Genomic DNA, 26,872 nt, shown 5'->3' on the forward strand with positions numbered 1-26,872 from the left:
GTCTGAACTCAACTTCCAGACCTGCCCGAATTTCCTCTGACATGGGCTTGCTTCCAGGCTTGCTTCAGGTGAATAGCTCACGAGGCTCCCAATCAAGCCTGCACATCCATGCCTGGAATAAGGCTTAGTGATCAATGCAATACCCTCTTAAGCAGACGCCAGGCAACCTTGATGACAATGAACAGGCAGCAAAAACAAAAACGGCGCATCAGCACCGTTTTTGAAGAAGCAAATAAGCTTTTTACGCGTAAGTCCGCAATCTCAGTGAGAACTCGCGCAAAGTCTGAATACCTGATGCTTCTGCACGAACGCACCAATCCTGCAATTGCTGCACCAGCTGCTCCCGACTGACGGTAGACCGTTCCCAGATCAGGCCCAGTTCCACACGCATATCATGCATGGTTTTCAGTGCACGGCTATGTGCCAGGACTTCAGATAATTGCTGTTGCTGAGGCGCTTCCAGCTTGGTTGGCTCACGCTGCAGTAATTTCTTGGTCGATTTCAGCATGTGCGCTTCGAACATGGCTTTCTCACGTAAGCTGGCTACTTCTTCACTCCAGGCACGACGCAAGGACTTGGTATATTTCGCCATGACGTCATAACGATTCGTAATAACGGCTTGCAGGGTTTCCAGATCGACGACAGTCTTGATCTCTTTGAACTTGGGTTCAGGCGCGACTTTCTTGACCTTGGCCAAGCCAACTATTTCCATGCAGCGGATATACAACCAGCCGATATCGAATTCATACCATTTGGACGACAGTTTTGCTGATGTACCAAATGTATGGTGGTTGTTATGCAGTTCTTCGCCACCAATCAGGATACCGAAAGGCACGATGTTACGTGAGGCGTCGGTGCAATCATAATTGCGATAACCCCAGTAGTGACCAATACCATTGATAATGCCAGCAGCAGTCACAGGTATCCACAACATTTGCACTGCCCAGACTGTCGTACCAATCACGCCAAACAGCATGAGGTCGATAATCAGCATCAAGGCGACGCCTTGCCAGCTAAAACGTGAATAGATATTGCGCTCCATCCAGTCATCTGGTGTGCCGTGACCATATTTTTCCAGGGTCTCCAGATTTTTGGATTCTGTGCGATACAGCTCAGCACCTTCGAGCAAGACTTTTTTGATACCACGTGTCACCGGGCTATGCGGGTCTTCTTCAGTTTCGCATTTGGCATGGTGCTTGCGGTGAATCGCTGCCCATTCCTTGGTGACCTGGCCAGTCGTCAGCCACAACCAGAAACGGAAGAAATGACTAGGAATAGCATGCAATTCCAGTGCGCGATGCGCCTGGCAGCGGTGCAGGAATATCGTCACACTGGCAATCGTGATATGTGTCACGACCATGGTGAAGACAAATACTTGCCAGCCCGTTGCACGGGTCAGTCCATTGGACAGAAAATCAACTACTGTATCGATAAAAGTGCTCAAAATGACATGTACTCCATTGTTATTGACGGCATCTTGGTTGATTTCGCAAAAACGCGATCAACTTTATTCATTATAGACATCGGACGGCATTGTACGCCGTTTTAGAGGAATTCCCCCAATTCTAGAACTAAAACTATTGCCTGGCTTCAAGTTTCTTTGACTGGACTGTTAATTATGGTCACAACCCTTTGGCCGTAGGGCAAATTCACTTTATGTTCTTGCAAAACCTGCCACAAAGCAAGGTTTACTGCTGACATGACGCTGGAGCGCCCATTTTCTGGGTCGGCAATCCAGAACCCTACCCGCAGCTCAAAACCGTCAGCACCAAACTTCAGCAAATAGGCAGTAGGTGCAGGATCCTTGCAAACACGCTCTACCGTTGCTGCTGCCTGGCCAAGTATGGGCATGATCTTGTCGAGTTCAGTTTCATAACCTACTGTCATGTCCGTCCACATTGCCACAGTTCTGTCGCTCAGTGAGTAATTTTGCACAGGCGTGGACACCAGCATTTCATTCGGAATAACAGCTTCGCCACCATCCTGTCCTTGCAATACCGTATAGCGGGTATTGATCTGGGTTACCCGCCCACTGAATTTGTCTACTGTAATCATATCGCCTATAGACATACTACGGTCCAGCAAGATGATGAAACCGGAGACATAGCTACTGGTAATTTTTTGCAAGCCAAAACCCAGACCCACGCCCAGGGCACCGCCAAATACTGACAACACGGTCAGGTCGATGCCAACCAGGGTCAGGCTGATGAGTATGGCCAACAGAATAAATACCGCCCTGCCCACACGTGACAGGACGACTTTCAAAGAGGTATGCGCATTCGGCAACTTCATCAAGCGCGTCTCTAGCGCGGCACTCGCCCACATGGCGACGACGAGAGTAATCACGACTGAAGCTATCGCTTGCAAGATGGTCAGTAGCGATACCTTGTTCTTACCTATAGGCAGGGAAATTTCATCCAAAGTGGTAAATAATTCCAGGCCCAGGCCGGTAAAATGCAAGACCACACCCAGCCAGACCAGACTGGCAAACAGTTTTTCAAAGACCGCGAGGAAGCTGCCTATGGAACCGTCACGGGCAAAGGTTTGCCGCACGACATAAAAGGCAAAGCGTATCAGTGCCAGCGAACCGATGATGGGGAATAGTAAAGACAGCAAATGCGTATGCTGCCATTTGCCTAAAATCATTTTAGCAATCAGGATAAAAATCATCGCCAGGGCTGGCGAGAGTACGCGGGTAAAACTTTCCACACCCAGCTTCACCACACCAGAATCAGTGTCCTTGGCAGGGAAGCTGCGCCTGAGTGCGCGAGACAGCAGCCAGGCCAGACTGAAACACAGGGCGACCACCCCTATTTGCCAGTAAAAATCAGACTGGCCTAAATCCTTCGATAAGTCAGACAATAAACTGGCAAGTAAAGGCGTACTCATGGAGCGTACTCAGAGGCAATGAAGTGGATGATTGAATTAAACTACGTCAGCGCGTGAATTAATCTTCTTCTGCTTCTGCAGCAACTGCTTCTGAAGCGACTTCTTCTGGCACAACTTTGGGTGGCGCTTTTTTACGTTCCATTATCGCGGCAAAGAAACCGTCAGTCTGATGCAGATGCGGGTAGAGCTTCAGATAGTCACCCATTTCCAGATCCACTTTTTGCTCGGCCAATACCTGTGAAGCAGGTACCAGTACATAGTCAGCATGTTCAGCCAGGAAAGCCTGGACGATGCCTTCATTTTCTTCATCGAGAATACTACAGGTTGCATACACCAAACGGCCACCCGGTTTGACCATGCGTGCAGCACTGGCCAGGATGGAGGCCTGCTTGACATTCAATTCGGCAACACCAACCAGAGTCTGACGCCATTTGACATCGGGATTACGGCGCAAGGTGCCCAGGCCACTACAAGGCGCATCGACCAATACGCGATCAAGCTTGCCTGCCAGACGTTTGATCTTGGCATCTTTTTCATGCGCGATGACGACCGGATGTACATTCGACAAACCACTACGCGCCATGCGTGGCTTCAGTTTGGCCAAACGTTTTTCAGAAATGTCGAAAGCATACAAACGGCCTGTGTTGCGCATCAATGCGCCCAGTGCCAAAGTCTTGCCACCGGCACCAGCGCAAAAATCAGCGACCATTTCACCGCGTTTGGCTCCCACCAGTTGGGCCAGCAACTGACTGCCTTCATCCTGTACTTCTATCGTGCCATCTTTAAATAAAGGCAAGTTCTGGATGGATGGCTTTTTGCGTACTCGCAAACCCGTGCTGGAATATGGTGTAGGTTCAGCGATGATAGGTGCTTGCGCCAATGTGGTGATGACAGTATCGCGATCACCCTTGATTGTGTTCACACGCAAATCCAGAGGTGCCGGGGTGTTCAGTGACATGGCCAGCGCCAGTGCGTCTTCTTCACCAAAGCGCTCCACCAGTTTTGTCCACAACCATTCTGGCAGATTGGCTTTCATCATCAAAGGCAGGTGCGTGCGGTCAATTTCCATGACGCGCTGCAGCCAGGCGGTTTCATCATCTGTCAAACCACCAAGTGCATCGACGCCAACTGCATCGGCCAGCCCCAGCAGACTAAGACGGCGCATAGGTGAACCTATGCCGGACTCAGAAAAATTGGTGTACACCGATTTATTGCGCAGCAAGCCGTAGACAGCCTCCGCAACCACGCCACGTTCACGTGAACCCAGACGTGGGTGATCACGGAAATAACGCGATAAAGTGCCATCTGCCGGGCCGGTAAAACGCAAAATCTCACGTAATACTTCTTCGGTATTGACGAGTATGGCTGGAGGTAATCTCATGCTGCTTCCTTCTAATATGCTGACGTGGTCCGGACGGACCAAATTACTGTGTAGTGTTGACTATTGTGTTGACTATTGTTCACGCAAAACCGCGCTAGCAGCCTTGCTGATGTTCACTAATTAATTTATTAATTACTGATATGAACACGATTACCGTCTATGCGCAATTTGCCTTCGACAAATTGCAATACGGCGCGTGGGTAAATCTGGTGCTCTTGCTCAAGTACCTTGTGCGACAGAGTGTCTTCGGTATCGTCGTAAAGCACAGGCACAACCGCTTGCGCGACGATGGGGCCATGATCGAGTTCAGCAGTGACAAAATGCACGGTCACACCATGCACTTTAACGCCCGCATCAATGGCCTGCTGATGCGTTGCCAAACCAACAAAGCTAGGTAACAGGGATGGATGGATATTCAACATCCTGCCCGCATAATGTTCGACAAAACCGGCAGTCAATATGCGCATGAAGCCAGCCAAAACGACCAGATCAGGGGAAAATTCATCTATTTTTGCCTGCAAAGCAGCATCAAATGCATCACGCGTTGCAAATTGCTTACTGACGACTACCGCAGTCGGTATGCCACGGCTGGCTGCATATTCCAAACCGCCCGCATCAGCGCGGTTACTGATAACAGCGGCGATTTGCGCAGGCCATTGCTGCTTTGCAGCAGCTTCAACGATGGCTTGCATATTGCTGCCACGACCAGAAATGAGGATAACAATCTTTTTCATGGCGGCATTGTACCGCTGACAGGGGCTTAGCCCCAAATAAAAATGCCAGCGATTACTTGCTGGCACCTATTATACAGGGTATAAAATGACTATTCAAAAGAGTAAAACACGCGGAAAGCGACTTTTCTGTCAGCCCAAAAATCGGCGGCGTCACGGAAAACGTCCAACAGCGTCTCGCGTGCTTCCTTGTCAAATTTTTGCGTATTTGGCAATTGTTCAAGCACGATCAAAAAACCTGGTTGCGGCCCGGCCTTGTAAATCATGTCAGTCAGGCAATCTGACAAGGCATCCAGATTACGGCACATGGGCTTGGGGAAGCCAAAAGACAAGGCAATCTTCCCCAACACCTGTTGCTTGGTCAGAGCCTCCAGGCAATAGGCATACAAGAAATGCTGCCCCAGTTTGGCTGCTTCAGCCTGTAAATCCGGAACACGGAAAGCACGTATGGATTGCACCACATTCGGCGCTACCGTTGCCAACAATTCCATTTCTCCCTCGGTTGCTGAGATCATATTTACTCTTTAATTCTGCGAAAACTCTCGTAGTGGTCTTCTGTGTAATAGTATTCACCCGAAGTCTGAGGGTCTGCTCCGGCAATGATACGACGCACGCCGCGATTACGGGCACGCGGTGTTTTCACCGTATATTCATGATAGTAACCACGCTTTTGCTTGGGTAGCCTGGATTCATAATTCCCGAACACGACACCATCCTTGTCATATGGAAATGGGCCACCCTGCTTGATGAGCTTCAGAGTTGTCTGTGCTTCTTTGGGTAATTCAGCAACGGTAACCTGGCCAAGACTATTGGTGTCTTTGGCGAAGCTGGTTGCAGCCAGCAAAGCAAGCGTCAGGAATACCAGCCATTTTTTAAAAAATGTTGGATTTATCATTATTTTGTCTATCCGCACATGCTTAAACAGGGCATAGAGTAACGGTTTGTCGATGATGAATCAACCATTGTTGCAGATGTTACAATATATTAATTCATGCGCCTGTCACATTTTTGACGAAAATACTTTGCGGCAATATGGTGCTGGAATCAGGCCGATCGCACAGGTGCCCGTACTGTTGTATCAACCCCAAAGAAGTGCAAGACATCATCTACCCTGGCGCGGGTATCACGTCGCCCTAGCGCAATCAATTCCTTGGTATAAGTGGACTCAAACAAGAGATAAGACGCCAGCGCAGAACCACGCGCCTCGGTAGCGCCTATGCCGCCCAGCATGGTGCGTACAGGCAAAGGCAGGCTGTTGGTATGACGACTGGCAATTTCATCGAGCCGCTCAGATGGTGCGATAACCAGCAGGTCCACTGGCCGCAAAGGTGTTTTTTCCAGCAATTCCGGCGGCAACATCGACAAGGTCTTGTTGATGCGCATCAGCCTTTCTATATCCACTGCCAGGCTATCAAGAAAAATGCTGGACAAGGCGTGACCGGCAATTTGCGCCAGGCTGGGGTAACGTGCAGTTTCAGTACTGACACTGGGTGGCTCAGTCAAACGGCCCGCGCCGACAATCAAGACCTTTTGCGCACCCAGATGGATGGCAGGCGATATCGGTGCCAGTTGACGCATGGAGCCGTCACCGCAATATTCCATACGCCCGCCCCAGTTCAATGGTACGGCAGGAAAAATAAAAGGGATGGCAGCAGATGCCAGCAAATGCTGGACGCCGATAAAATCACGCTGTGCCAGACGCTGGCTCCTGACCCAGGGCTCAATATCAGCCAGAGTCTGGTAAAAAGTCAGATGCTGACCCGCAGTATAAGAAGATGCCGTGACCGCCAGCGCATGCAGACTGCCATTGTTGAATGCAGCATCCAGGCTGCTCAGATCCAGCATGCGCGTCAGCAGCGCTTCCAGCGGAGAATTATCGAGCAGGGAATTTGGCGGTGCCTTGCGCCATTTGTTGAGCAACCAGCCAAACGACCACAACGTCAGCCAGCGCGCCCCACTACGCATGACTCCCAGCGAATCGGCCCGGTACACCTGCGCCGCTTCAAAATTTTCCCAAATATGCAGCATGCGCCCGACTGCATCAGCAAAATTATCAGCCCCGCACGCCAGCGAGGTAGCGTTAATCGCCCCCGCCGAAGTGCCGCAGATAATGCCAAAAGGATTGCTGGCAGGATGCCAGCCAGACTCCACCAGTATCGCCGAGATTTCATGAAGCACCCCAACCTGATAGGCCGCACGCGCCCCACCACCCGTCAAGATCAATCCTGTTCCAGCATTATTACTCGTTTGTGTAGGCATAAAAAAAGGGCAAATCCAGATTTGCCCTAGTGTAGTAGCCCCCTAGCAATTTGTCATGCTGCACGGCACAGTGAAAGAATCATGCTCTGCAAATACAACAGCAATTCCAGAAGCACAGCAGCTTTCTTATGTCAGATTACTAAAGTCGTGTGAAGCGTTGAGAAAGCGTAGCGAGCGGCGCAAGTTTGAGTTAAGAAGCGCAACCGTACTTTAGTACGGTGAGCATCGCAGGCTCAAAATTGCGTCGCGCAGTAGCTTTATCAACACTTCACTTGGGTTGCATGCGAATGGCCCCGTCCAGGCGGATGGTTTCCCCATTCAACATCACATTCTCAATAATCGCCTTGGCCAGATTCGCATACTCACCGGGCTTACCAAGACGCGGAGGAAACGGCACCATTTTACCCAAAGCATCCTGCACTTCTTGCGGCATGCCCAGCAACATCGGTGTTTCAAAAATGCCAGGTGCAATCGTCATGACGCGTATGCCGCTGCGTGACAAATCGCGTGCCATAGGCAGGGTCAGGCCAACTACAGCTGCCTTGGAAGAAGCATAGGCTGCCTGGCCAATCTGACCATCATAAGCAGCAACCGATGCTGTGTTGATGATGACGCCACGCTCACCATGCTCGGCTGCTTCAGTCTTGCCCATGGCATCTGCTGCCAGGCGGCACATATTGAAAGTGCCGATGAGATTAATGTTAACCACACGCTGGAACACATCCAGCGGATGCGGGCCATCTTTGCCAACTGTCTTGATGGCAGGAGCAACGCCGGCGCAATTTACCAGACCACGCAAGGTGCCCAGGGAAGCGGCGACCTCGACAACGGCTTTGCCATCGGCTTCGGAAGTCACATCACATTTGACAAACTTGCCACCCAGCTCAGCAGCGAGTACTTCACCAGCTTCTACCTGCACATCGGCCAGCACGACCTTGCCGCCATTAGCTACGATCATTCTTGCCGTAGCTGCGCCCAGACCGGAAGCGCCACCAGTAATAATAAATACATGATTTTGAATTTGCATGTTTGTCTCTCCAAGCTATTGTCAATGAGCACATTAATCGAATTGTGGGGATGGTACTTATTTGCATCCAATAGTTACATCCACGATTACGATTACGTTTACGTAAACGTCACATCCTCGTATTGTAGCGAATAATCTTCATCAGGCAAAAAATAAAAGAAGTGGTGGCGAAAATATCGCCACCACTTCTTCACTACCCAGCCAATGCAAGCTTAAGCTTATTTGCTGGCGGGTACTGCTTCTTGCATAGCTGGTGGCTCTGGCACTACCATAGGGGCAGATACTGGGGCAGAGGCAGACGCCGATGCCGGTGCCAATACAGGCGCCGACGCTGATGCAGATGCCGCCGGTGCTGCCGACTGTACTACCGGCATCGTTGGTGTGACATGCTTGGCTGCTTCATTGGTACCAACCGCAGGCAAGATAGGCACGAGCAACAAGGCGACAATATTGATGATTTTGATCAGGGGGTTAATAGCGGGGCCAGCAGTATCCTTGTATGGATCGCCAACAGTATCCCCTGTCACGGCAGCCTTGTGCGCTTCCGAACCCTTGCCACCAAAGTGACCATCTTCTATATATTTCTTGGCATTGTCCCAGGCACCACCACCGGTAGTCATGGAAATCGCCACGAACAAACCAGTCACGATAGTCCCCATCAACAAACCACCAAGCGCAGCTGGCCCCAGCACCATGCCAACCAGGATAGGCACGATGACAGGCAACAGCGAAGGAATAATCATTTCCTTGATGGCTGATGTTGTCAGCATATCGACAGCCTTGTCGTATTCAGGCTTGCCTGTACCATCCATGATGCCCTTGATTTCCTTGAACTGGCGGCGTACTTCCACCACCACGGCACCAGCTGCACGACCAACCGCTTCCATCGCCATGGCACCAAACAGGTAAGGAATCAAACCACCAATAAACAGACCGACGATGACTTGCGGATTGGACAAATCAAACGAAGTGCTCTTGCCGACAGAATCAAGCGCGTGGGTGTAATCGGCAAACAGCACCAGTGCTGCCAGACCGGCAGAGCCAATTGCATAACCCTTGGTGACAGCCTTGGTAGTGTTGCCAACTGCATCCAGCGGATCAGTAATCGCACGCACCGATGCTGGCATTTCAGACATTTCTGCAATACCGCCAGCATTGTCAGTAATTGGGCCATAGGCATCGAGTGCCACGATGATACCCGCCATCGATAACATGGAAGTTGCTGCAATCGCGATGCCATACAAACCAGCAAGGTTGTAGGAAACCAGTATCGAAGCACACACAGCCAGCACTGGCCATGCAGTCGACTTCATCGACACACCCAGGCCGGCAATGATATTGGTACCGTGACCAGTAGTCGATGCCTCAGCCACATGCTGTACCGGTTTAAAGTCTGTGCCTGTGTAATATTCAGTGATGTATACCATCAGGCCAGTGAGCACGATACCCACCAATGACGAGCCCATCATCTTCATGCGCATGGCTTCGTCAGGCCAGACTTGCCATGTCACGATGGCAAAACCAACCAATGACAAACCGGCAGCCCACCACAAACCTGTGTACAGGGCAGACATGATTTTCTTGCCGGGCTTCGCCTTCACCATGGAGCAGCCAACGATGGAAGCCAGGATGGAAACAGCACCGAGCAATAAAGGATAAACAATCGCTTCAGTGACATTGGTGGTAATTACCAGCGCGCCCAGCAACATGGTGGCGATCAGGGTCACGACATAGGTTTCAAACAAGTCAGCGGCCATACCAGCGCAATCGCCAACATTGTCGCCGACATTATCAGCAATCACGGCAGGGTTACGCGGGTCATCTTCAGGGATACCAGCTTCGACCTTACCGACCAGATCGGCACCAACGTCAGCACCCTTGGTAAAGATACCGCCGCCAAGCCGCGCGAAGATGGAAATCAGTGAGGCACCAAAGGCAAGGCCTATGAGGGGCTTGATGACATCATGCTGTGTCAGCGTGCCGCCTGCGGCATTGCACACCAATACCCAATAAAAGATAGTCACGCCCAGCAAACCAAGGCCGACCACCAGCATGCCGGTGATGGCACCGCCACGGAAAGCGACATCAAGTGCTTCATTCATGCCCTTGGTTGCTGCCTGTGCAGTCCTGACATTGGCCCTGACCGAGACATTCATACCGATGAAGCCGCAAGCTCCCGACAAAACCGCACCGATCAGGAAACCGATAGCAGTAATCAGGCCCAGGCCTGGTATGGCGGCAACGGCAATGAACAACACCACGCCGACGATGGCGATGGTGCGGTATTGTCGCGCCAGATAGGCGGCTGCGCCCTGTTGAATAGCAGTAGCTATTTCCTGCATACGTGCGTTACCGGCATCCTGTTTCAAGATCCAGCTACGCGATATCAAACCATATAGTACGGCGATGACGCCACATGCGATGACAAACCAAAGACTTGCTGCCATGTTGACTCCTCCAATGTTATAGGCATGCTGGCCTTGTGGGCGCATGCATTTTTTTAACGACAAAGTGAAACAACGACAATTCTTCATTTTCCAGACTTTGGTACCAGACTGCTTTGTACCAAATGACAAAAATGAATCCTGCACACTGCGAAACTTTTACGTAGCCCATATTTTTGGAGAAATCTGGCTGGGGCTTAGCCGTACTTAGCGATAAAAAAAGCGGACATTGCAGTCCGCTTTTTTTCTTACTTATTCAGCCAGCGCCGCAAATGCGCTGTCGCGGATGGACTCTACCGGTCCGACACCAGCGATCTTGCGATATTTCGGCGCTCCTGGTTTGCCAGACTTTGCCCAATCACCATAGTAAGACAACAGGATTTCGGTTTGCTCGTGATAGACGGACAAACGCTTCTTGACGGTTTCTTCCTTGTCGTCAGGGCGTTGCACCAGGTCTTCACCAGTCACATCATCCTTGCCTTCAACTTTTGGCGGATTGAATTTGACATGGTAAGTACGGCCAGAACCTGGGTGAACACGGCGGCCACTCATACGGTCAATGATCGCTTCGTCAGGTACATTGATTTCCAGTACATAGTCTATCGTCACGCCAGCATCTTTCATCGCATCTGCTTGTGGCGTGGTGCGTGGAAAACCGTCGAACAGATAACCATTAGCGCAATCAGGCTGTGTCAGCCGGTCTTTGACCAGACCGATGATGATGTCATCAGATACCAGTCCACCAGTGTCCATGACCTTTTTTGCTTCCAGACCCAAAGACGTGCCAGCAGCAATTGCAGCACGCAACATATCACCAGTAGAGATTTGCGGGATATTGTATTTTTCTTTGATGTAATTGGCTTGTGTACCCTTGCCGGCTCCCGGCGCTCCCAACAAAATAAGACGCATGTTAAATTTCCTAAGACGAGTTTGAATTTTTTGTGCTTGTATTATCAAAACATGACAGCCAGTGGTTTCATGGCAGGCACGGCTCTTTTTTTGCTTTTCTTATTTAGCTTGATAACACAGTTTCTTTTCACGAAACTTACCACAATTTTCGTAATTCTTGATGCTTTGCCACGAAAACTTGGGGTTTTGCCCGTTTTTTTATTTCTTATCCATAAAAAACTGCCGGACACGTTCCAGATCTTCTGCCGTATCCACCCCTGGCGCGGGGCTGGAATCGGTCACATGAACCGCGATGGCATAGCCATTCCACAATACCCGCAACTGTTCCAGCGCCTCAATTTGTTCCAAGGGAGAAACAGCAAGTTGCGGATATTTTTTTAAAAAATCGTTGCGGTAGGCATACAAACCGATATGACGCAAAGGTGCATAAGCGGGCGGAAACTGCTCGCGACTGAGAGCAAATCCATCCCTATGCCAGGGTATGGTAGCCCGTGAAAAATACAGGGCGCGGCCATGCTTGTCCAATACCACCTTGACGACATTCGGGTTAAAACCATCTTCTACCGCATGGATGGGATGGGCAGCCGTCGCCATGGGCACATCAGCATTCACCAGTGCTGCCGTTGCTGCGATCAGCGCTGGATCTATCAATGGTTCATCACCCTGCACATTGACGACAACTGCGTCATCAGCGAGGTTCATGCTGGCGGCGACTTCGGCTATGCGGTCAGTGCCTGATGGATGGTCTGCCCGCGTCATGCATACCGGCACGCCATGTGCATTACAAGCTGCGACGATATCGGCATGATCGGTGGCCACCATAATGGCACTGGCGCCAGACAACAATGCCTGTTCAGCCGTGCGCACTACCATAGGCTTGCCACCTATGTCTGCCAGCGGTTTATTGGCCAAACGGCTGGAGGCCAGCCGGGCCGGGATAATGGCGATAAAACTCATAAAACTCAAGCCTTGGGTCTGGCGTCAATTTCTTCATTGGTCAACGCGCGCGCCTGATCTGCCCACATGATAGGGATATCATCGCGTATCGGGTAAGCCAGTTTATCGCCATAGCAAATCAATTCCTGATTGGCTTTTTGATAGACCAATTGTCCTTTGCACAAAGGGCAAACCAACACATCAAGCAGACGTGCGTCCATGTTTTTTCTCCGAAATCATTTGTATCAGGGATGCGGCAAATGCTGCATCAAGTTGAGCCTCAACTGGCACCACCCAGATGCGGGCATCGTCCAGTAAAGCCGGGATTTGCCTACATTTTACTGCATCCTTTTCAGTAATCAGGATGCAATCAGCATCGGTGCCCTCAAAACTCTTCGCATCAAAGGCATGATGATCAGGAAAAGCCCTGGCCTGGCATTGCAAACCCTGCATCGCCAGCATATTGAAAAATCGTTGTGGATTACCTATGCCAGCGGCTGCCAACAGGCGCTGCCCTGCGAATTCGACGAATGACCGGCGCTGTCCATCATCATTTAAACGATACGCCTGACCTGCTTGCAGCTGCATACGTACGGTATCCGCAGGCATCATGCCTGGCAATGCCCCATCCGGCCCTGGCAGATTACAGATAGTAAAGTCACGCCGTCTTTCCACAGGTTCCCGCAAAGGCCCCGCTGGCAAGAGCCAGCCATTGCCAGCGCCGCGCTGGTCAAACAAAATCAGTTCAACATCACGCCCCAAGGCGTAATGCTGCAAACCATCGTCAGCAATAATAATATCCACTTGCGGATTGGCTGCCAGCACACAACGCGCCACTGCGACACGATCACGTCCCACAGCTACCGGGCATTGTGCCCTGGCAGCAATCAATACTGGCTCATCACCAACCTGCTGCGCTTGCGAAGCAGCATCCAGCAGGATCACGCTCTCGGCGTGCACGCCATACCCACGCGAGATGACAGCTGGATGCCAGCCCGCCTGCTTTAATTGCTGCACCAGCCAGATGACCAGAGGTGTCTTGCCAGTACCGCCGATAAAAATATTGCCGACCACAACCACAGGCACTGGCAATTTTGTTTGTGCTTTATAACCCATCACAAACAAACCAAAACGGAAAGTGACGATGAGCTGGAATAGCTTTGACACAGGCCACAACAGACAAGCCAGCAGCCCGCGCTTTTGCCAGGTATTCAACAAGACTTTTTCCAGTACTGCCCGCATGTCACTCACTTCTAGTTTTCTTGCAGTTCTCTAAAAAAGAAACCGGGGAGTTATGCACTCCCCGGCTTATATGCTACCCCGAAATTATTATTAAAACCTGGGGTAGTTTCTATCCTTACTTCGCAGTAGCCTGGGCAGCAAACGTGACCTTGGCCATGCCTGCAATACGTGCGGCTTCCAGCACATCGATCACAGACTGGTGACTAGTCGCACGGTCTGCATTGATGATGATCACAGGGTCAGGCTGGGTACCGGTCTTGCCAGCTTCCAGCGCTGCTGCCGCTTTTTTCAAGTCTTCAGCCAGCGTCAGGGTATCAAGGAAAGACACGGCCTGGCTATTGATCTTGTAGCGGCCCTGGGCATCAATACCGATATCTATCTGATTCGGCTTGTCCTGGGCTTTTTCTGCATCTGCAGTCGGCAAGGTGATTTGCAATTCGGTGAAACGGCTATACGTCGTCGTCACCATCAGGAAAATCAGGATCACCAGCAAGACGTCGATAAACGGGATCAGGTTGATCTCTGGCTCTTCCCTGCCCCTTCCTTTACGAAAATTCATGACTACTTCCTGGCGCTGTGGACAACATCAACAAACTTGATTGCCTGTTGCTCCATATCGACGACGATGCTATCTACCAAAGCGCGGAAATGACGCCAGAACACCATCGCAGGCATGGCAATCATCAAACCAAAGCCAGTGTTATACAAAGCAACAGAAATACCATGCGCCAGTTGCGCAGGGTTGGCACCCGTCGCATTTTGCGAACCGAAAATTTCTATCATACCGACGACAGTACCAAACAAGCCCATCAAAGGTGCCAGTGAAGCGATCGTGCCCAGTGTCGTCAGGAAACGCTCCAGCTCATGGGCAACAGCACTGCCTGCCTCTTCTATCGATTCTTTCATGACTTCACGCGGCGCATTCACATTGCGCAAACCCGCTGCCAGCACTTTACCCAAAGGTGAATTACCTGCCAGTTGCTCTATGACTTCTGGCTTGACCTTGCCTGCCTGATAGACACGTATGACCTCGTCAACCAGGGTAGGTGGCAAGATACGGCTACGGCGCAAAGAAAGACTGCGTTCTATGATTAATGTCAGCGCAATAACTGAGGCAATCAGCAACAAATAAATTGGCCAGCCTGCGGCTTGAATGATGGCGAACAAAATAACTCCTTGAAGGTTCCTAAATCCAAGCCCGCAATGTAGCGCGTTGTCTGCCTGTGGGCAAGAGCGCAACGCAAAAAACTCGGTACAAAATGTTTCAAAGCATCATTTTCAGCAAAAGCACAAAGTTTGCACGAGGTTTGCCCGGGGTTTGCCCGAAGCTTGCATAAATCATAGCAATTCAGGATATCCACTGTTTTACACAAAATCTGTGTGCAAGCTTGTGGATAAGTCCACTGAATCTTGCTAAGCCCATGATTTATTTCATTTTTTCAGCCCTGCCAAAGATTTAAGCACATTCATTTTGTGGATAAAACAGCATTTTTCTCATTTTCGCCCCGTCTTTTCTACACATAATTTGTGGACAAGTATGTGCAAAAGTCTTGCACATAATGACAAGTGACTGATTTAAAAGCAAATTATTGCACTGCCAATATTTTAGGCAAGTCGGTAATTTCAGCCATTTTTGCACAATATTTAATCAAAAAAATTTAACCAGGAACAAGCCAGTTGTTTTACACAAAATATGTGGACAAGATTGTGCATTACTGTAAAGAAACACCATAAGTCACTGATTTATATACGATATGCAAGACTGCCAGAAAAACAGGCAAACGGCCATTTTAATGAGAAAATATGCTATTCCAACACAATAATTAACTTTAATACAAGTTTTCACCAGGATAAAATTACGCGAATCAGGCTTTTGCACAAAATATGTGGACAACTATGTGAAAAACTATGGGGCTTGTAACTAAGCAATTGATTTTATTACTTATTTTAATCGCGCCTAAAAAAGTGGCAAACTCTGCTTATTCACAAGCAAGTTTCAAATTTTGCTTTTTTGATCACTTATTCTCTGAATAAACGCTTATTCTGCACAAAATATGTGGACAAGCTTGTGTAAAAGCGCAGGGAAAGAAGATAAGTACTTGATTTTAATAAAGATTACTATCGTGCCAATATTTTAGGCAAACTGGCATACTTCACCATAAACAAAGTTTTCAACAGCTTAATCACAATTTCTGTGGATAAGTTTGTGTACAAGCTGCCTGATATACTGCAATGTCCTTGATTTGAAAGAGAATTTTCATTTTGCCTCATTCTTTTGCAGATTGATTTTTATTAAAAATCAAAGACTTAGATAGTAAACTTTCATTTCTTTTGACATCTCAGAGGCAAAATGACATGCTGATGACCAAACCACGCTTCTGTGGACAGATTTTCCCCTGCCAAGCTTTATGAATGCTGAATCGCCTTACGCAAAGCCAGTAAACACGCCGTCCGTGATGACAGTTACGGCGCTCAATCAGGCCGTTGCTCAACTTTTGGAACGCAACCTGCCATTGACATGGGTTTCTGGCGAGATTTCCAACTTTACCCGCGCCGCTTCTGGACATTGGTATTTCACTTTAAAAGATAGTGGTGCCCAAGTCAGATCCGTGATGTTCCGCGGCCGTGCCCAATATGCCGACTTCCAGCCCAAAGAGGGCGACAAGGTAGAAGTACGGGCACTGGTCACTTTGTATGCGCCACGCGGCGATTATCAGTTAAGTGTAGAAGCCATACGCCGCGCTGGTGTCGGCAATTTATATGAAGCATTCTTGCGGCTGAAGGCGCAATTGACGCAGGAAGGCTTGTTTGATCCTGAGCGCAAGCGCCCCCTGCCCGCCTTTGTCAAAACCATAGGCATAGTCACCAGCCCGCAGGCGGCCGCCCTGCGCGACATTCTGATCGCCCTGCACAGGCGTGCGCCACACGTCAACGTCATCCTCTACCCGACTCCGGTACAGGGTGAAGGCGCAGGTATGAAGATAGCCCAGGCCATCGCCTCTGCTGCTGCCCGCGAAGAATGTGATGTCTTGCTGGTCTGCCGTGGGGGTGGCAGCATGGAAGACCTGTGGGCCTTCAATGAAGAAGTCGTGGCCCGTACCATCGTCAATTGCCCCATGCCTGTGATTGCCGGCATAGGCCATGAAACTGACTTTACCATCGCCGATTTTGCCGCCGACCTGCGCGCAGCCACACCGACAGCAGCGGCAGAACTGGCAGCCACACCCAGGGATGCCTGGGTGCAGCTATTACAGCGCCAGGCACAGATACTCAGCCGTTGCATGCACAGGCAACTGGATGACCAGGCCCAGACCCTGGACTGGCAAAGCCGTCGCCTGCTCAGCCCCAAGACCGCCATCACAGCCAGACGCCTGCAACTGGCAAACCTGGCCCGTAACCTCAGCCACAGTGCCAGCCTGCCTTTGCGCCAGGCCAGACATGCGCTGAGCCAATTGACACAAAGCTGGCAGGCGCATAAGCCAGACCTGGGCAGGCCCAGGCTGCTGTTGACGGATATGCAAAGACGCCTGCAGCAAGCGGCCAGACACAGCCGTGAAGGCCAACAGCAACAGTTGTCTGCCTTGCGTAGCCAACTGGAGCTGCTCAACCCACAACGTACGCTGGAACGTGGCTACGCCATCCTCAGCGACCATAAAGGCAAGGCTTTGCGCAACACGGCTGAGCTCAAGCCACAATCGCTGTTGCAAGTCAGGCTGGCATCAGGCACCGCTGAAGTTGGCATCAGCAGTGTGCAAACCAAACTCGACTAATCCATACTCTCAATAAAACAACTTCGTCTTACAGTCATCATTTTGCGCATATACATGTAATTACTGTGAATTTGTATAAGCCTGCGTGCAAGCTTTTGTACAAAAGCTTACAATGCTGGTCTGGCTTTTCCGGATTGCCGGAAATGATAAACTCACGATAAAAGGACGCGATATGGAACATACCTTACCGGCACTGCCTTATGCACTGGATGCTTTGGCTCCACATATCTCCCAGGAGACTCTGGAATATCACTATGGCAAGCATCATCAAACCTATGTGACCAATCTGAACAACCTGATCAAGGGTACAGAATTTGAAAACTCCACACTGGAAGAAATCGTCAAGAAATCTTCTGGCGGCATTTTCAATAACTCCGCACAGATCTGGAACCACACTTTCTACTGGAATGGCCTGAAACCTAATGGCGGCGGCGCACCTAGCGGCAAACTGGCAGATGCCATCAATGCCAAATGGGGTTCTTTCGATGCATTCAAGGAAGCCTTCACCAAATCTTGCGTAGGCAATTTCGGTTCTTCCTGGACATGGCTGGTCAAAAAAGCCGACGGCACACTGGATATCGTCAACACATCCAATGCAGCTACTCCACTGACTACAGCAGACACAGCTTTGCTGACTTGCGATCTGTGGGAACACGCTTACTACATCGACTACCGCAATGCACGTCCAAAATACCTGGAAGCATTCTGGGCACTGGTCAACTGGGAATTTGTAACAGCAAACCTGGGCTGAGCCAGCTTGTCGTGATGCCAGCCGCATCATGACATATACATCACAGATGAAAAAAAACCTGCGCATGCATCAGCACCGCAGGTTTTTTTTCATCCATCATTCAAGTTGTTTATGCGAAGATCATGGCTCAAACGAGCGCCAGGAACTTTCCCCTATGCTCTATCGCCTTACTCTTTGAACAGCATGCAAACCAAAGCCTCTCATCTATTACGCTTTCTTCCCGCCATCTTCATTTTCATCTGGGCATCCGGTTATGTCGTCGCTAAATACGGCCTGCCTTATGCCGAACCGCTGACGTTTTTATGTCTGCGTTATCTGGGCGTGATCATCTTCATGCTGATACTGGCGCTGACCATGCGTGCGCCCTGGCCTGAGCGCCGCTTCTGGCTGCCGATAGCCATCGCAGGCATCATGATGCAGGCCATGTACCTCGGCGGTATCTGGTGCGCGGTCAAACTGGGCATGCCAGCTGGCGTCGCCGCATTGATCGCCAACACCCAACCCATCTTTACTGCATTTCTTGGCCCCATCATTGGTGAACGCATCTATGGCAAACAATGGGCAGGACTGGCATTGGGCATTTGCGGTGTGGCACTGGTGGTCGCCAATAAAATCTCTGTCATAGGCCTGTCCGTCAGTAGCGTGGCGCTGGCCGTCATGGCATTGACAGCCATGACCATAGGCACGCTATACCAGAAAAAGACCTGCCCCAGCTTTGATGTCAGAACAGGGCAAGTCATACAGTTTGTAGCTTCATTACTGGTGACATTGCCATTTGCGCTGGCTCTGGAAACCCAGACCATTATCTGGACACCACAGTTTTTTGCTGCCATGGCCTGGTCGGTATTTGTCTTGTCTGGCGTCGGTATCTCGGTGCTGTTCATCATGATACGGCATGGTGAAGCGACCAAGGTCACCAGCTACATGTACCTGGTACCCGCAGTCACAGCGGCCATGGCCTGGCTGATGTTTGGTGAAAAGCTGACGATGACGGCCATACTGGGCATGGTGATTGCGCTGGCGGGTGTGGCGCTGGTGGTGAGGCCAGCAAGATAAAAATGGAATTGATTGGAATTGCCGCCTTTACCTCAATTCCAATCAGCAATGTATCATTCTGCCTCTCGCCATCGACGCAAGCGTATTGTCATGTAAAACATAAGCGTTGCCGCCAGCACACCCCACCATATTTGCGGGCTAGACAACGTATTCCAGGAGATGGAGAGAACGGCACCAAAGTCCACACCGTTCGTACCCGGCCGAAATGCTGTTTCGTATGGGATATGCTCAAAATGTACCCAGGATCCTGGCACAATTCCCCCCAATCCCCGTCCCACAATGAGATCTGCAAACCACGATACATCAAGACTTTGGAATTGAATCGTCTGCGCCATGGTCAATAAGAGCAGCGACATCAGAGGTACACCGATTGCCCATAAGAAAACCTTGGAGCGTGCCCAACTTGAAACCAGCAATAGCCATCCTAAGCTAGGTAAAGCCCATAATACATACACAGGTAACATCCCAAAAACTTGCAAGGGTGAGAGATATAATGTTTTATTCAATAGCAAATCCTTGAACAAATAGACGTCTTGTGTTGCCAATCCAATGCTGACTATCACCATCATGATAAAAGACATGGCCGTACCAATGAGCAGAAAAATAACCGGCACAACTACGCAGGCGGTCAACAATTTAGACAACACAGTTTCCACATCCGACACTGGTAAAGATTTCCAGAAAAGAATACTGCGGTCTCGCCTGTCATCGTAAAGGCAGCCCAAGCAGTAAAAGAAAATAATAAAGGCCATCACTGCCAATATCGGGCCGGTAAACATCATATAGACACGTGCTAGTACATCACCAACTAAGGCAGTATGGTCTCTCATTGACGCAATGCGCGCAAAATGTCGTTCCTTCAACAAGGTTTTCCCGAATATCACTGGCAATACAAACACAAGTAACATTGCTGAAGCCGATGCCAGTGGCGTCCACAGGAACATGCCTTTATGCTCCCAGAATTCTCGTCGCAATAAGTAAATCATGGTTTTCATTTAGCAGTTCCTTTCATACTTGCGGCAAACAGATCCGCCAATCCCGGAATTCTTGTTTCGCCAAGCGAGGCTAATGTCTCTCGGTCAACGCCATCAAAGGTCAAGATCGTTTGTCCAAAAACTGCTCGTTGATCTATGGGATGTAAAGATTTGGCTTCTTCCATATTTTCCGGCTTGACCATGACCTCAATAAATCGGTCAATCATTTGTTGCGTGCTGGTTTCCAGAACGATCCGTCCTTCATTAATAAAAATGACGTCACTCAGGATGTGCTCTACTTCTTCTACCTGGTGTGTAGTAATGATGATGGTTTTGTTTTCGTCGAAATAATCTTCAAGCAAGTTTTGATAAAACTGTTTGCGATACAAAATATCAAGGCCCAAAGTCGGTTCATCCAGGACCAGCAATTTGGCATCAATTGCCATGATGAGCGCTAAATGCAATTGCGCCACCATACCTTTCGACATAGCCTTGACTTTCATATCCGGACTCAACTTGGTGTTGGCAATATAATGTTCAGCCTTGGCACGATTAAACTTGGGGTGTACACCCTCAACAAACGAAATTGCCTCTTTCACTTTCAGCCATCTAGGCAAAATCGCTACATCCGCGATAAAACAGACATCAGCCATGAGCGCATCGCGTTGGGTACGCGGATCTAATCCAAATACCGTCAATTCGCCATCAAAATTATTCAAACCCAGTATCGCCTTGAGCGCCGTGGTTTTACCCGATCCATTGGGCCCGATCAAGCCGACAATACGTCCGGCAGGAATATCAAAATTCAATGAATCCAATACAGTTTGCTTACCGTAGCGTTTGCTGAGACCACGTGCAGAAATAATCACTGTCATTGCTGTGCCCCCTTTAACAAATTCACTGACAAGCCCGGTAATTGCTCCACATCCAAACCCAGCCTGCGTATGCGCTCCAGCATGGCTGGCCATTCTTCTTCAATGAAACGCTGGCGCTCATTGGCCAGCAATTTATCGAGCGCTGCTTCGGTCATATACATGCCCACCCCTCTTCGTTTTTCGACCAGTTCTTCATCTACCAATTCCTGATAGGCTTTTAAGACGGTAATCGGATTGAGCTGATACTCTGCGGCCACCTGCCTTACCGAGGGCAAGGCATCCCCTGGCCTCAACAAGCCATCCAGCATCATGCCAAGCACCCGCTGTTTCAATTGCCGGTAAATCGGCGTCTGATCATTCCAGTTAACACTCATGCTTGCACCTTCCTGTGAATACCTGGGACAGCGAGCTTGATACTTCTGCAGCGCCATCTCACAAGTAAATTAGTGTTGTAGTTAACTATAACACTAACTCAATATGCTTTGTGTAAGTTTTTTTGTCGGTACATGACAAGAAAAATTCTGCATGGCACACTTGTCAATCTTTCCTCTCCTGTACGGATAGCACTCATGCATCGCCTGATCTCTTCTTTTTACCTGCTCGCTTTCATGTTTACCACTACAGCGGCATTGGCCGATTGTGATGAACCTACCAAACAAGAATTAAAGTCTGTGAAATCTGCTGGCTGGAAGCTGGACGATGATGGCAAGCGGCAAAGCCTGGCACTCTCTGCGGCTGATTGCCTTGGGTTGCCAGATACAGAATTGCGAGATGAACTGGCGTTTGAGGGCCTGTCTGCCTGGATGCGCGCCGAGAAACTGAGCGTACCGACGCTGACAAATTTGCGCGTAAAAATGCTGAATGCCGTACAGGCACCGGCGGCAGAAACAAGCAGTTTCCTGCGGCCATTTGCGATTTTGACGCTGGCTGAGCTGGTGCGGGTAGACAGGAAAAAACCTTATCTAAGTACAGAAGAGAGAATCGATATCGTCAATGCAGGCAGCCATTACCTGACGAATCTGCGAGACTATCGCGGCTTTGATGCTAAAGATGGCTGGCGTCACGGCATAGCCCATAGTGCAGACCTGATGCTGCAACTGGCAATGAACCCGGCCATAGATAAACCCCAGCATGAAACCATGCTGGCTGCCATCGCATCGCAGATCGCGCCTTCCACGCATTTCTATCAATATGGCGAGGGAGTCAGGTTGATGACAGCCGTGTTTTACCTGGCAAGAACACCGAGTTTCAACAAGCGCGACTGGGATCTGTGGTTCAACAAACTCATGGACAACAGCATACAACCTGGCCCTTATACACAGGCCAGGTTGGCGCAAAGACATAATGTCAGTGCTTTTTTACTGCCGTTATATTTTTCAGTCAGGGAGAGCACCGAACCCGCCCTGAAGGAAAATCTCTTGCCCGCTTTGAGGGAAGCCCTGCGCAAAGTCAATTGATACTAGTGAACTGTAACAGTGAAAATCGGAGTGCCTGCCATGTGCGCGACGATCATGGCTGCGTTGCAAATACTCGCGATAGCCCCACTATCGCTGCGTTTTTCGTCTTGCCCTGATGCTCCGGACACATGTCCTTCACTCTCGATTTCACTGTTACAGTCCACTAGCCACTCACGACAAAGCATGGAGCGCAGCACTGCGCGCATGAATGGCTGTAGTATCAAACAAGGGCACACCGGCATCATCCTGACCTACCAGCAGGCTGATCTCGGTACAACCGAGAATTATTGCCTGTGCCCCACTCTCTTTCAGGCTGGCCATGATGCGGCGGTAGTGCTGGCGTGATACAGGGTTGATCTTGCCCAGGCAAAGTTCTTCATAAATAACCTGATGAATAATGTCGCGGTCTGCCAGCTCGGGCACCAACACTTGCAAACCATGTTTGCTGTGCAAACGCTCGCGGTAAAAATCCTGTTCCATGGTAAAGCGCGTACCGAGCAAACCTATCTTGCTATAACCCGCATCCTTGATAGCTTGCGCAGTAGGGTCGGCGATATGAAACATGGGTATTGCTACCGCAGCTTCAATGACGTGTGCCAGCTTGTGCATGGTGTTCGTACACAGGACCAGAAAATCTGCGCCCGCCAACTCCAGTGAGCGCGCTGCTTGTGCCATGATGACACCAGCAGCATCCCAGTTACCGGCACGTTGCAGTTTTTCTACTTCATGAAAATCGACGCTATACAGTATGATTTTTGCAGAATGCAAGCCACCCAGTTTTTCCTTGATGGTTTCATTAATTTGCTTGTAATAAGGTATCGTTGATTCCCAACTCATGCCGCCTATCAGGCCTATGGTTTTCATTGCAACTCCGTCTGTGAATTAAAGGCCAGTGCACTAGCCAAGTGATTGATTGCCTCTATAATAAGAGGACAGCATTTTCCAGGCTATCAAGAAATTTCAGCAGAGAGCTTTTGTTATGAGCATGGATACCATCGACATCAAGTGGGCAAGACTGGAATTATTACCAGCCACGCCCTATACCATCAATGGTGCATCGTCCCATACCAGCCTGGGCTTGGCATTTGCACGTCAGACGGGAGTGCATGCGATAGGCAGTGATATCCGTCACGACTTTGATGCCTGGCCAGGCGACTTTGCCATTAGTACTGCTGGCTTGCCGATGTTTTCAGAATCTGCGCATGGCGGTGAATACCTGCTCATGCACATCAGCGATCCTGATCTGTTGGCAGGCATGCGTGCATCATCGCCGAGACAGATATTCCATGGCGACAAACAGGCAGTCATGCTGGCCTGGCAACTGCGCAGCCTGCTCATACAAAAAGATAAAGATGCACTGCTTCTGCAAGAAAAAGCAGGCATGTTTTTGCAACGAGGCTTAGCACTCGCCAATAAAAAATCAAGCAAGACAATAACATCCAGCCAATATGCACAAGACAAAGTTTTGCATGGCCGCATACTGGATTACATAGAAGATCAACTCGACACCACATTGAATCTGGAAGAACTGGCAACAATGGCAAATATGCCACTGCTGCGTTTCTTACGCAGCTTTGCCCACGCTACTGGCACCACACCGCATGCCTACATTACCGAACGCCGCCTGCAAAGGGCGAGGCAACTATTGAAGTATAGCAATTTGTCGCTAGCCACAATTGCGGCTGAGTGCGGGTTTAATCATCAGTCGCATTTAGGGGCGGTGTTAAAAGAAAATTTTTTGATTACCCCAATAAAATACAGAAAGATTTGCATTGAAGTGTGAGATTTAAGATTTTGAAATTGTCAACTTAATCTGATACAAAAGTTTCTCACGCCGCCGACGAAAACTAATGCTATTTGATAGATTTTTGCTTAATAGAAAGCTTTCACTATAAAGAGCGATATTTATCAAATTAAAGACAATTCAATACTGTTAATAAATTGATCCAATGTTGGAGCATTAGGCCTTACATTTACATATATTTCAGTCATGTCAATTGCATCGATAGTACGCACTCTATGCTTAGCTTTTTTTGTATAGCTTTTCCCCCATGCCTTATAAATTGCATGCAATGTCTGAGCAGGATTAGGCCATTGATGGCCTTGAACGCCAACAATATCAAACCCTCTATTTACAATTTCAGAAACTGTCATTGTCGAATCAATTTGTTCATAATGAGTACGTTCATCTATAAACCAAGCTTCTATTTCCATTTCAGCTAAATGAATATCGATTGGCGTACTACCACATGGTAAGCCTGCAGTCAGCACTGCCCTGAGGTTTGAAAGATCGGTATGCGTAAACGGGAAAACATCTCGAAGTCCAATGATCTTGGAATATCCATTTGTCGAGAGAGAGTTGTATTGATCCCTTATTTGCGATTTAACCTGATTATCAGTGCAACAGTTAACGATTAACACATAAAATTCGTTATTAGGATCTTGAGATTTCATTCCCTTTGCCTGAAGAATACCTTGAAATTGTTCTTGTAATTCAAACGTCACTCCTCGTAGTCCAGCAATTTCAGTAACAAGTCGAATAGTGAACTCTTGCTCCGTATAGCCTTCAACAAAGATTGCGATTTTTTTTGTCATTTTTTTAATCAAAAACGTCTGCGGTGAAAAAATCGAAATTATTTAACCCCATATACTTGAATTCCTCGAAATGTTTTATTGAATTTCTTTCAGAATAAGAACGAACATCCCGCCCTGTACGTTTGAGAATTGTCCAATATTTAAGAGGTACACTGTTCATCACAAACCGATCATTACTTGTCATCAGTAATTGCATAGATGTACCTTCTATTCGATGTATCAGTAACTCGATTAAAGACCTTGACCTTTCGAAGTCCAAACCTTCGCCAATATCATCTAACAATAAAGTTCCAGAACGATTTGAAAAAATTGACCAATTTAAATTAATAATTAATGCTAACGCTCGAAACATTCCAACAGACATTCCCATCTGATAGTTACGGAATTGCAAATCTTCTTCAGTCGTGAACAGTCCAACCAATTCCAATCCTAATGGATTACTTCCAGGTATCGGTAAATTGCCAACGCCAACATCCGTCAATTTATAACCGATTTCGCGCATATCATTAAGAATTGCATGATCAAAATCGTCACCAAACTTCTCGTATGCAATCACATAGGTGCGCATCACATTCGCAGGATCATCTTCTTGCTGTTTTTCTTGATCTTCTATTGGTTGAGTTGCATCTTTAAGAGTAATAGCACTATTTCTTCCAAATTCGCTACCGAATTGATATATCACTACAGACTTGGCCCATTTATTGAGGCTAATTAAGTACGGGTGCTGTAATGTATCTCGATATTGCTGAACAGCAATTGAACTTACTTCAAGCTTAAATGAAATGTTCCTGTTCTCAGCCTCATAGAATATTTTCCCTTCTCCTTTTGAATTACGAGATAGTTTTTCTACTCCATTTACCGTCAAATACTCAGACTTCACGCAATTATTTTTAAATTCAATAACGTATCTATACTCATCTTCACCTACTAGAATCTCGCCATCATACGTAGCATTTGTATAGGGAGTATTTTGTTTTCCATTAATCAAATTAGCATAGCCACTGATCAAATTTAGAAGCCGGCTTTTCCCAGTTGAATTTTTACCAACAATTAAATTCACTTCTCGAAAATCTGTTTCGCCTAATGTCCATTCATTCGGCAATTCGTCAGACTCTGTATATTTAATTTTTTTAATTGACATAGATGTTTTTGATACTTCCGGTATGCAATCTAACTTGCATCATGACAAAACGATTTATATTGGAATGAAAGTTTCTGAAATTTTATTAACCATTTAACATCAATCAATTAGGCAATAAAGTAAATATATTATCTCAAGTACTTGATCTTAGATATGTCGTCATTGTACCTATTACAGATTAAATTTTATAAACACACTGGTCAGTCGCAAATTAAATCCAAAAACCTCATGGCATTTTAAAAAGTCGTCGAAGAAACTAGAACTAGTTTAGAAACGTTTCTTAATTTGAATCAATACTAGTGATAACCACATCAAAAGTTGAATGCTATTTAAAACAAATTCTCTTAAAAGTTTCATCTAAAGGAACTGTTTCGATAAACCATCTGTCTATGCCAATTAAGCTAACTCTAATCAGTCTTGCTTGATGTCAGCAAT

The 26,872-nt window shown here is 48.4% G+C and carries 26 protein-coding genes; 5 read left to right on the forward strand and 21 right to left on the reverse strand.

What is annotated here, in order from left to right; all coding sequences use genetic code 11:
• Window positions 1–241: 241 nt before the first annotated feature.
• The 15 genes from ACO0LD_RS27565 to ACO0LD_RS27635 all read right to left on the reverse strand — a co-directional run bounded on the left by ACO0LD_RS27565 (window position 242) and on the right by ACO0LD_RS27635 (window position 14,985).
• Window positions 242–1,444 carry a DesA family fatty acid desaturase gene (locus tag ACO0LD_RS27565; protein WP_423012000.1) on the reverse strand — a complete coding sequence of 401 codons (1,203 nt, stop codon included), beginning with the start codon at window positions 1,442–1,444 and terminating at the stop codon, window positions 242–244.
• A 146-nt stretch (window positions 1,445–1,590) separates the two neighbouring features.
• On the reverse strand, window positions 1,591–2,889 hold the full coding sequence (locus tag ACO0LD_RS27570) for a mechanosensitive ion channel family protein (protein ID WP_423012002.1): 1,299 nt from the start codon (window positions 2,887–2,889) through the stop codon (window positions 1,591–1,593).
• 58 nt (window positions 2,890–2,947) lie between these two features.
• On the reverse strand, window positions 2,948–4,270 hold the full coding sequence (locus ACO0LD_RS27575; RefSeq protein WP_423012004.1) for an RsmB/NOP family class I SAM-dependent RNA methyltransferase: 1,323 nt from the start codon (window positions 4,268–4,270) through the stop codon (window positions 2,948–2,950).
• A gap of 128 nt (window positions 4,271–4,398) precedes the next feature.
• Complete coding sequence (purN, locus tag ACO0LD_RS27580) at window positions 4,399–5,004, reverse strand: phosphoribosylglycinamide formyltransferase (RefSeq protein ID WP_423012006.1); 606 nt, start codon at window positions 5,002–5,004, stop codon at window positions 4,399–4,401.
• Window positions 5,005–5,093: 89 nt separating this feature from the next.
• Window positions 5,094–5,492 carry a barstar family protein gene (locus ACO0LD_RS27585; protein WP_423012116.1) on the reverse strand — a complete coding sequence of 133 codons (399 nt, stop codon included), beginning with the start codon at window positions 5,490–5,492 and terminating at the stop codon, window positions 5,094–5,096.
• A 26-nt stretch (window positions 5,493–5,518) separates the two neighbouring features.
• Entirely contained in the window at window positions 5,519–5,896 is a 378-nt protein-coding gene (locus ACO0LD_RS27590; RefSeq protein ID WP_423012008.1) for a ribonuclease domain-containing protein, read from the reverse strand.
• A 149-nt stretch (window positions 5,897–6,045) separates the two neighbouring features.
• Window positions 6,046–7,260 (reverse strand): patatin-like phospholipase family protein, encoded by a 1,215-nt coding sequence (locus ACO0LD_RS27595; protein WP_423012010.1) that lies wholly within the window; start codon window positions 7,258–7,260, stop codon window positions 6,046–6,048.
• 268 nt (window positions 7,261–7,528) lie between these two features.
• Window positions 7,529–8,287 carry a 3-hydroxyacyl-CoA dehydrogenase gene (locus tag ACO0LD_RS27600; protein ID WP_423012012.1) on the reverse strand — a complete coding sequence of 253 codons (759 nt, stop codon included), beginning with the start codon at window positions 8,285–8,287 and terminating at the stop codon, window positions 7,529–7,531.
• 218 nt (window positions 8,288–8,505) lie between these two features.
• Window positions 8,506–10,734 (reverse strand): sodium-translocating pyrophosphatase, encoded by a 2,229-nt coding sequence (locus ACO0LD_RS27605; protein WP_423012014.1) that lies wholly within the window; start codon window positions 10,732–10,734, stop codon window positions 8,506–8,508.
• 249 nt (window positions 10,735–10,983) lie between these two features.
• Entirely contained in the window at window positions 10,984–11,640 is a 657-nt protein-coding gene (gene adk, locus ACO0LD_RS27610) for an adenylate kinase (RefSeq protein WP_423012016.1), read from the reverse strand.
• 198 nt (window positions 11,641–11,838) lie between these two features.
• Window positions 11,839–12,597 (reverse strand): 3-deoxy-manno-octulosonate cytidylyltransferase, encoded by a 759-nt coding sequence (gene kdsB / locus ACO0LD_RS27615; protein ID WP_423012018.1) that lies wholly within the window; start codon window positions 12,595–12,597, stop codon window positions 11,839–11,841.
• Window positions 12,598–12,602: 5 nt separating this feature from the next.
• Window positions 12,603–12,797 (reverse strand): Trm112 family protein, encoded by a 195-nt coding sequence (locus tag ACO0LD_RS27620; protein ID WP_423012020.1) that lies wholly within the window; start codon window positions 12,795–12,797, stop codon window positions 12,603–12,605.
• Window positions 12,778–13,818, reverse strand: coding sequence for a tetraacyldisaccharide 4'-kinase (gene lpxK / locus ACO0LD_RS27625; protein WP_423012022.1), 1,041 nt, complete (start codon window positions 13,816–13,818; stop codon window positions 12,778–12,780). The genes ACO0LD_RS27620 and lpxK overlap by 20 nt, the downstream gene beginning before the upstream one ends.
• Window positions 13,819–13,933: 115 nt before the next feature.
• Window positions 13,934–14,377, reverse strand: coding sequence for an ExbD/TolR family protein (locus ACO0LD_RS27630; protein WP_110257768.1), 444 nt, complete (start codon window positions 14,375–14,377; stop codon window positions 13,934–13,936).
• Window positions 14,378–14,379: 2 nt separating this feature from the next.
• Window positions 14,380–14,985 carry a MotA/TolQ/ExbB proton channel family protein gene (locus tag ACO0LD_RS27635; protein ID WP_423003552.1) on the reverse strand — a complete coding sequence of 202 codons (606 nt, stop codon included), beginning with the start codon at window positions 14,983–14,985 and terminating at the stop codon, window positions 14,380–14,382.
• Between the two features lie 1,241 nt (window positions 14,986–16,226).
• Here ACO0LD_RS27635 and xseA point away from each other — a divergent pair.
• The 3 genes from xseA to ACO0LD_RS27650 all read left to right on the forward strand — a co-directional run bounded on the left by xseA (window position 16,227) and on the right by ACO0LD_RS27650 (window position 19,395).
• On the forward strand, window positions 16,227–17,588 hold the full coding sequence (gene xseA / locus ACO0LD_RS27640) for an exodeoxyribonuclease VII large subunit (protein WP_423012025.1): 1,362 nt from the start codon (window positions 16,227–16,229) through the stop codon (window positions 17,586–17,588).
• A 172-nt stretch (window positions 17,589–17,760) separates the two neighbouring features.
• Window positions 17,761–18,339 carry a superoxide dismutase [Fe] gene (gene sodB / locus ACO0LD_RS27645; protein ID WP_423012028.1) on the forward strand — a complete coding sequence of 193 codons (579 nt, stop codon included), beginning with the start codon at window positions 17,761–17,763 and terminating at the stop codon, window positions 18,337–18,339.
• A gap of 183 nt (window positions 18,340–18,522) precedes the next feature.
• The gene (locus tag ACO0LD_RS27650) at window positions 18,523–19,395 is read left to right on the forward strand and encodes a DMT family transporter (RefSeq protein ID WP_423012030.1); all 873 of its coding nucleotides are present in this window, start codon (window positions 18,523–18,525) and stop codon (window positions 19,393–19,395) included.
• Between the two features lie 53 nt (window positions 19,396–19,448).
• Here ACO0LD_RS27650 and ACO0LD_RS27655 read toward each other — a convergent pair whose 3' ends face one another.
• The 3 genes from ACO0LD_RS27655 to ACO0LD_RS27665 are packed head-to-tail and all read right to left on the reverse strand — an operon-like array spanning window position 19,449 to window position 21,618.
• Window positions 19,449–20,390: a hypothetical protein gene (locus tag ACO0LD_RS27655; protein WP_423012032.1), complete on the reverse strand. Its 942-nt coding sequence runs from the start codon at window positions 20,388–20,390 to the stop codon at window positions 19,449–19,451.
• On the reverse strand, window positions 20,387–21,244 hold the full coding sequence (locus ACO0LD_RS27660; RefSeq protein ID WP_423012118.1) for an ABC transporter ATP-binding protein: 858 nt from the start codon (window positions 21,242–21,244) through the stop codon (window positions 20,387–20,389). Before ACO0LD_RS27660 ends, ACO0LD_RS27655 begins: the two co-directional genes overlap by 4 nt.
• Entirely contained in the window at window positions 21,241–21,618 is a 378-nt protein-coding gene (locus tag ACO0LD_RS27665) for a GntR family transcriptional regulator (RefSeq protein WP_423012034.1), read from the reverse strand. Before ACO0LD_RS27665 ends, ACO0LD_RS27660 begins: the two co-directional genes overlap by 4 nt.
• 195 nt (window positions 21,619–21,813) lie before the next feature.
• Here ACO0LD_RS27665 and ACO0LD_RS27670 point away from each other — a divergent pair, with 195 nt between their 5' ends.
• Window positions 21,814–22,701, forward strand: a complete 888-nt coding sequence (locus ACO0LD_RS27670) for a DUF2785 domain-containing protein (protein WP_423012036.1) — start codon at window positions 21,814–21,816, stop codon at window positions 22,699–22,701.
• A 171-nt stretch (window positions 22,702–22,872) separates the two neighbouring features.
• Here the strand turns inward: ACO0LD_RS27670 and ACO0LD_RS27675 are convergent, their stop codons facing one another.
• On the reverse strand, window positions 22,873–23,565 hold the full coding sequence (locus ACO0LD_RS27675) for an aspartate/glutamate racemase family protein (RefSeq protein ID WP_423012038.1): 693 nt from the start codon (window positions 23,563–23,565) through the stop codon (window positions 22,873–22,875).
• A 121-nt stretch (window positions 23,566–23,686) separates the two neighbouring features.
• Here ACO0LD_RS27675 and ACO0LD_RS27680 point away from each other — a divergent pair, with 121 nt between their 5' ends.
• Window positions 23,687–24,484 carry a helix-turn-helix domain-containing protein gene (locus ACO0LD_RS27680; protein ID WP_423012040.1) on the forward strand — a complete coding sequence of 266 codons (798 nt, stop codon included), beginning with the start codon at window positions 23,687–23,689 and terminating at the stop codon, window positions 24,482–24,484.
• A gap of 125 nt (window positions 24,485–24,609) precedes the next feature.
• On the opposite strand, the gene ACO0LD_RS27685 is transcribed toward ACO0LD_RS27680, so the two are convergent.
• On the reverse strand, window positions 24,610–25,296 hold the full coding sequence (locus tag ACO0LD_RS27685; protein WP_423012042.1) for a hypothetical protein: 687 nt from the start codon (window positions 25,294–25,296) through the stop codon (window positions 24,610–24,612).
• 4 nt (window positions 25,297–25,300) lie between these two features.
• Window positions 25,301–26,437: an AAA family ATPase gene (locus ACO0LD_RS27690; protein WP_423012044.1), complete on the reverse strand. Its 1,137-nt coding sequence runs from the start codon at window positions 26,435–26,437 to the stop codon at window positions 25,301–25,303.
• Window positions 26,438–26,872 lie beyond the last annotated feature (435 nt).

Source organism: Undibacterium sp. Ji83W (genome assembly GCF_049340385.1).
In the GTDB taxonomy this organism is placed as follows: Bacteria; Pseudomonadota; Gammaproteobacteria; order Burkholderiales; family Burkholderiaceae_D; genus Undibacterium.

Excerpts from the sequence above, each read along its gene's own strand:
- ACO0LD_RS27570 (WP_423012002.1), bottom strand. The coding sequence starts at position 2,889 with ATGAGTACGCCTTTACTTGCCAGTTTATTGTCTGACTTATCGAAGGAT.
- ACO0LD_RS27575 (WP_423012004.1), bottom strand. The coding sequence starts at position 4,270 with ATGAGATTACCTCCAGCCATACTCGTCAATACCGAAGAAGTATTACGT.
- purN (WP_423012006.1), bottom strand. The coding sequence starts at position 5,004 with ATGAAAAAGATTGTTATCCTCATTTCTGGTCGTGGCAGCAATATGCAA.
- ACO0LD_RS27585 (WP_423012116.1), bottom strand. The coding sequence starts at position 5,492 with ATGGAATTGTTGGCAACGGTAGCGCCGAATGTGGTGCAATCCATACGT.
- ACO0LD_RS27590 (WP_423012008.1), bottom strand. The coding sequence starts at position 5,896 with ATGATAAATCCAACATTTTTTAAAAAATGGCTGGTATTCCTGACGCTT.
- ACO0LD_RS27595 (WP_423012010.1), bottom strand. The coding sequence starts at position 7,260 with ATGCCTACACAAACGAGTAATAATGCTGGAACAGGATTGATCTTGACG.
- ACO0LD_RS27600 (WP_423012012.1), bottom strand. The coding sequence starts at position 8,287 with ATGCAAATTCAAAATCATGTATTTATTATTACTGGTGGCGCTTCCGGT.
- ACO0LD_RS27605 (WP_423012014.1), bottom strand. The coding sequence starts at position 10,734 with ATGGCAGCAAGTCTTTGGTTTGTCATCGCATGTGGCGTCATCGCCGTA.
- adk (WP_423012016.1), bottom strand. The coding sequence starts at position 11,640 with ATGCGTCTTATTTTGTTGGGAGCGCCGGGAGCCGGCAAGGGTACACAA.
- kdsB (WP_423012018.1), bottom strand. The coding sequence starts at position 12,597 with ATGAGTTTTATCGCCATTATCCCGGCCCGGCTGGCCTCCAGCCGTTTG.
- ACO0LD_RS27620 (WP_423012020.1), bottom strand. The coding sequence starts at position 12,797 with ATGGACGCACGTCTGCTTGATGTGTTGGTTTGCCCTTTGTGCAAAGGA.
- lpxK (WP_423012022.1), bottom strand. The coding sequence starts at position 13,818 with ATGCGGGCAGTACTGGAAAAAGTCTTGTTGAATACCTGGCAAAAGCGC.
- ACO0LD_RS27630 (WP_110257768.1), bottom strand. The coding sequence starts at position 14,377 with ATGAATTTTCGTAAAGGAAGGGGCAGGGAAGAGCCAGAGATCAACCTG.
- xseA (WP_423012025.1), top strand. The coding sequence starts at position 16,227 with ATGAATGCTGAATCGCCTTACGCAAAGCCAGTAAACACGCCGTCCGTG.
- sodB (WP_423012028.1), top strand. The coding sequence starts at position 17,761 with ATGGAACATACCTTACCGGCACTGCCTTATGCACTGGATGCTTTGGCT.
- ACO0LD_RS27650 (WP_423012030.1), top strand. The coding sequence starts at position 18,523 with ATGCAAACCAAAGCCTCTCATCTATTACGCTTTCTTCCCGCCATCTTC.
- ACO0LD_RS27655 (WP_423012032.1), bottom strand. The coding sequence starts at position 20,390 with ATGAAAACCATGATTTACTTATTGCGACGAGAATTCTGGGAGCATAAA.
- ACO0LD_RS27660 (WP_423012118.1), bottom strand. The coding sequence starts at position 21,244 with ATGACAGTGATTATTTCTGCACGTGGTCTCAGCAAACGCTACGGTAAG.
- ACO0LD_RS27665 (WP_423012034.1), bottom strand. The coding sequence starts at position 21,618 with ATGAGTGTTAACTGGAATGATCAGACGCCGATTTACCGGCAATTGAAA.
- ACO0LD_RS27670 (WP_423012036.1), top strand. The coding sequence starts at position 21,814 with ATGCATCGCCTGATCTCTTCTTTTTACCTGCTCGCTTTCATGTTTACC.
- ACO0LD_RS27675 (WP_423012038.1), bottom strand. The coding sequence starts at position 23,565 with ATGAAAACCATAGGCCTGATAGGCGGCATGAGTTGGGAATCAACGATA.
- ACO0LD_RS27680 (WP_423012040.1), top strand. The coding sequence starts at position 23,687 with ATGGATACCATCGACATCAAGTGGGCAAGACTGGAATTATTACCAGCC.
- ACO0LD_RS27685 (WP_423012042.1), bottom strand. The coding sequence starts at position 25,296 with ATGACAAAAAAAATCGCAATCTTTGTTGAAGGCTATACGGAGCAAGAG.
- ACO0LD_RS27690 (WP_423012044.1), bottom strand. The coding sequence starts at position 26,437 with ATGTCAATTAAAAAAATTAAATATACAGAGTCTGACGAATTGCCGAAT.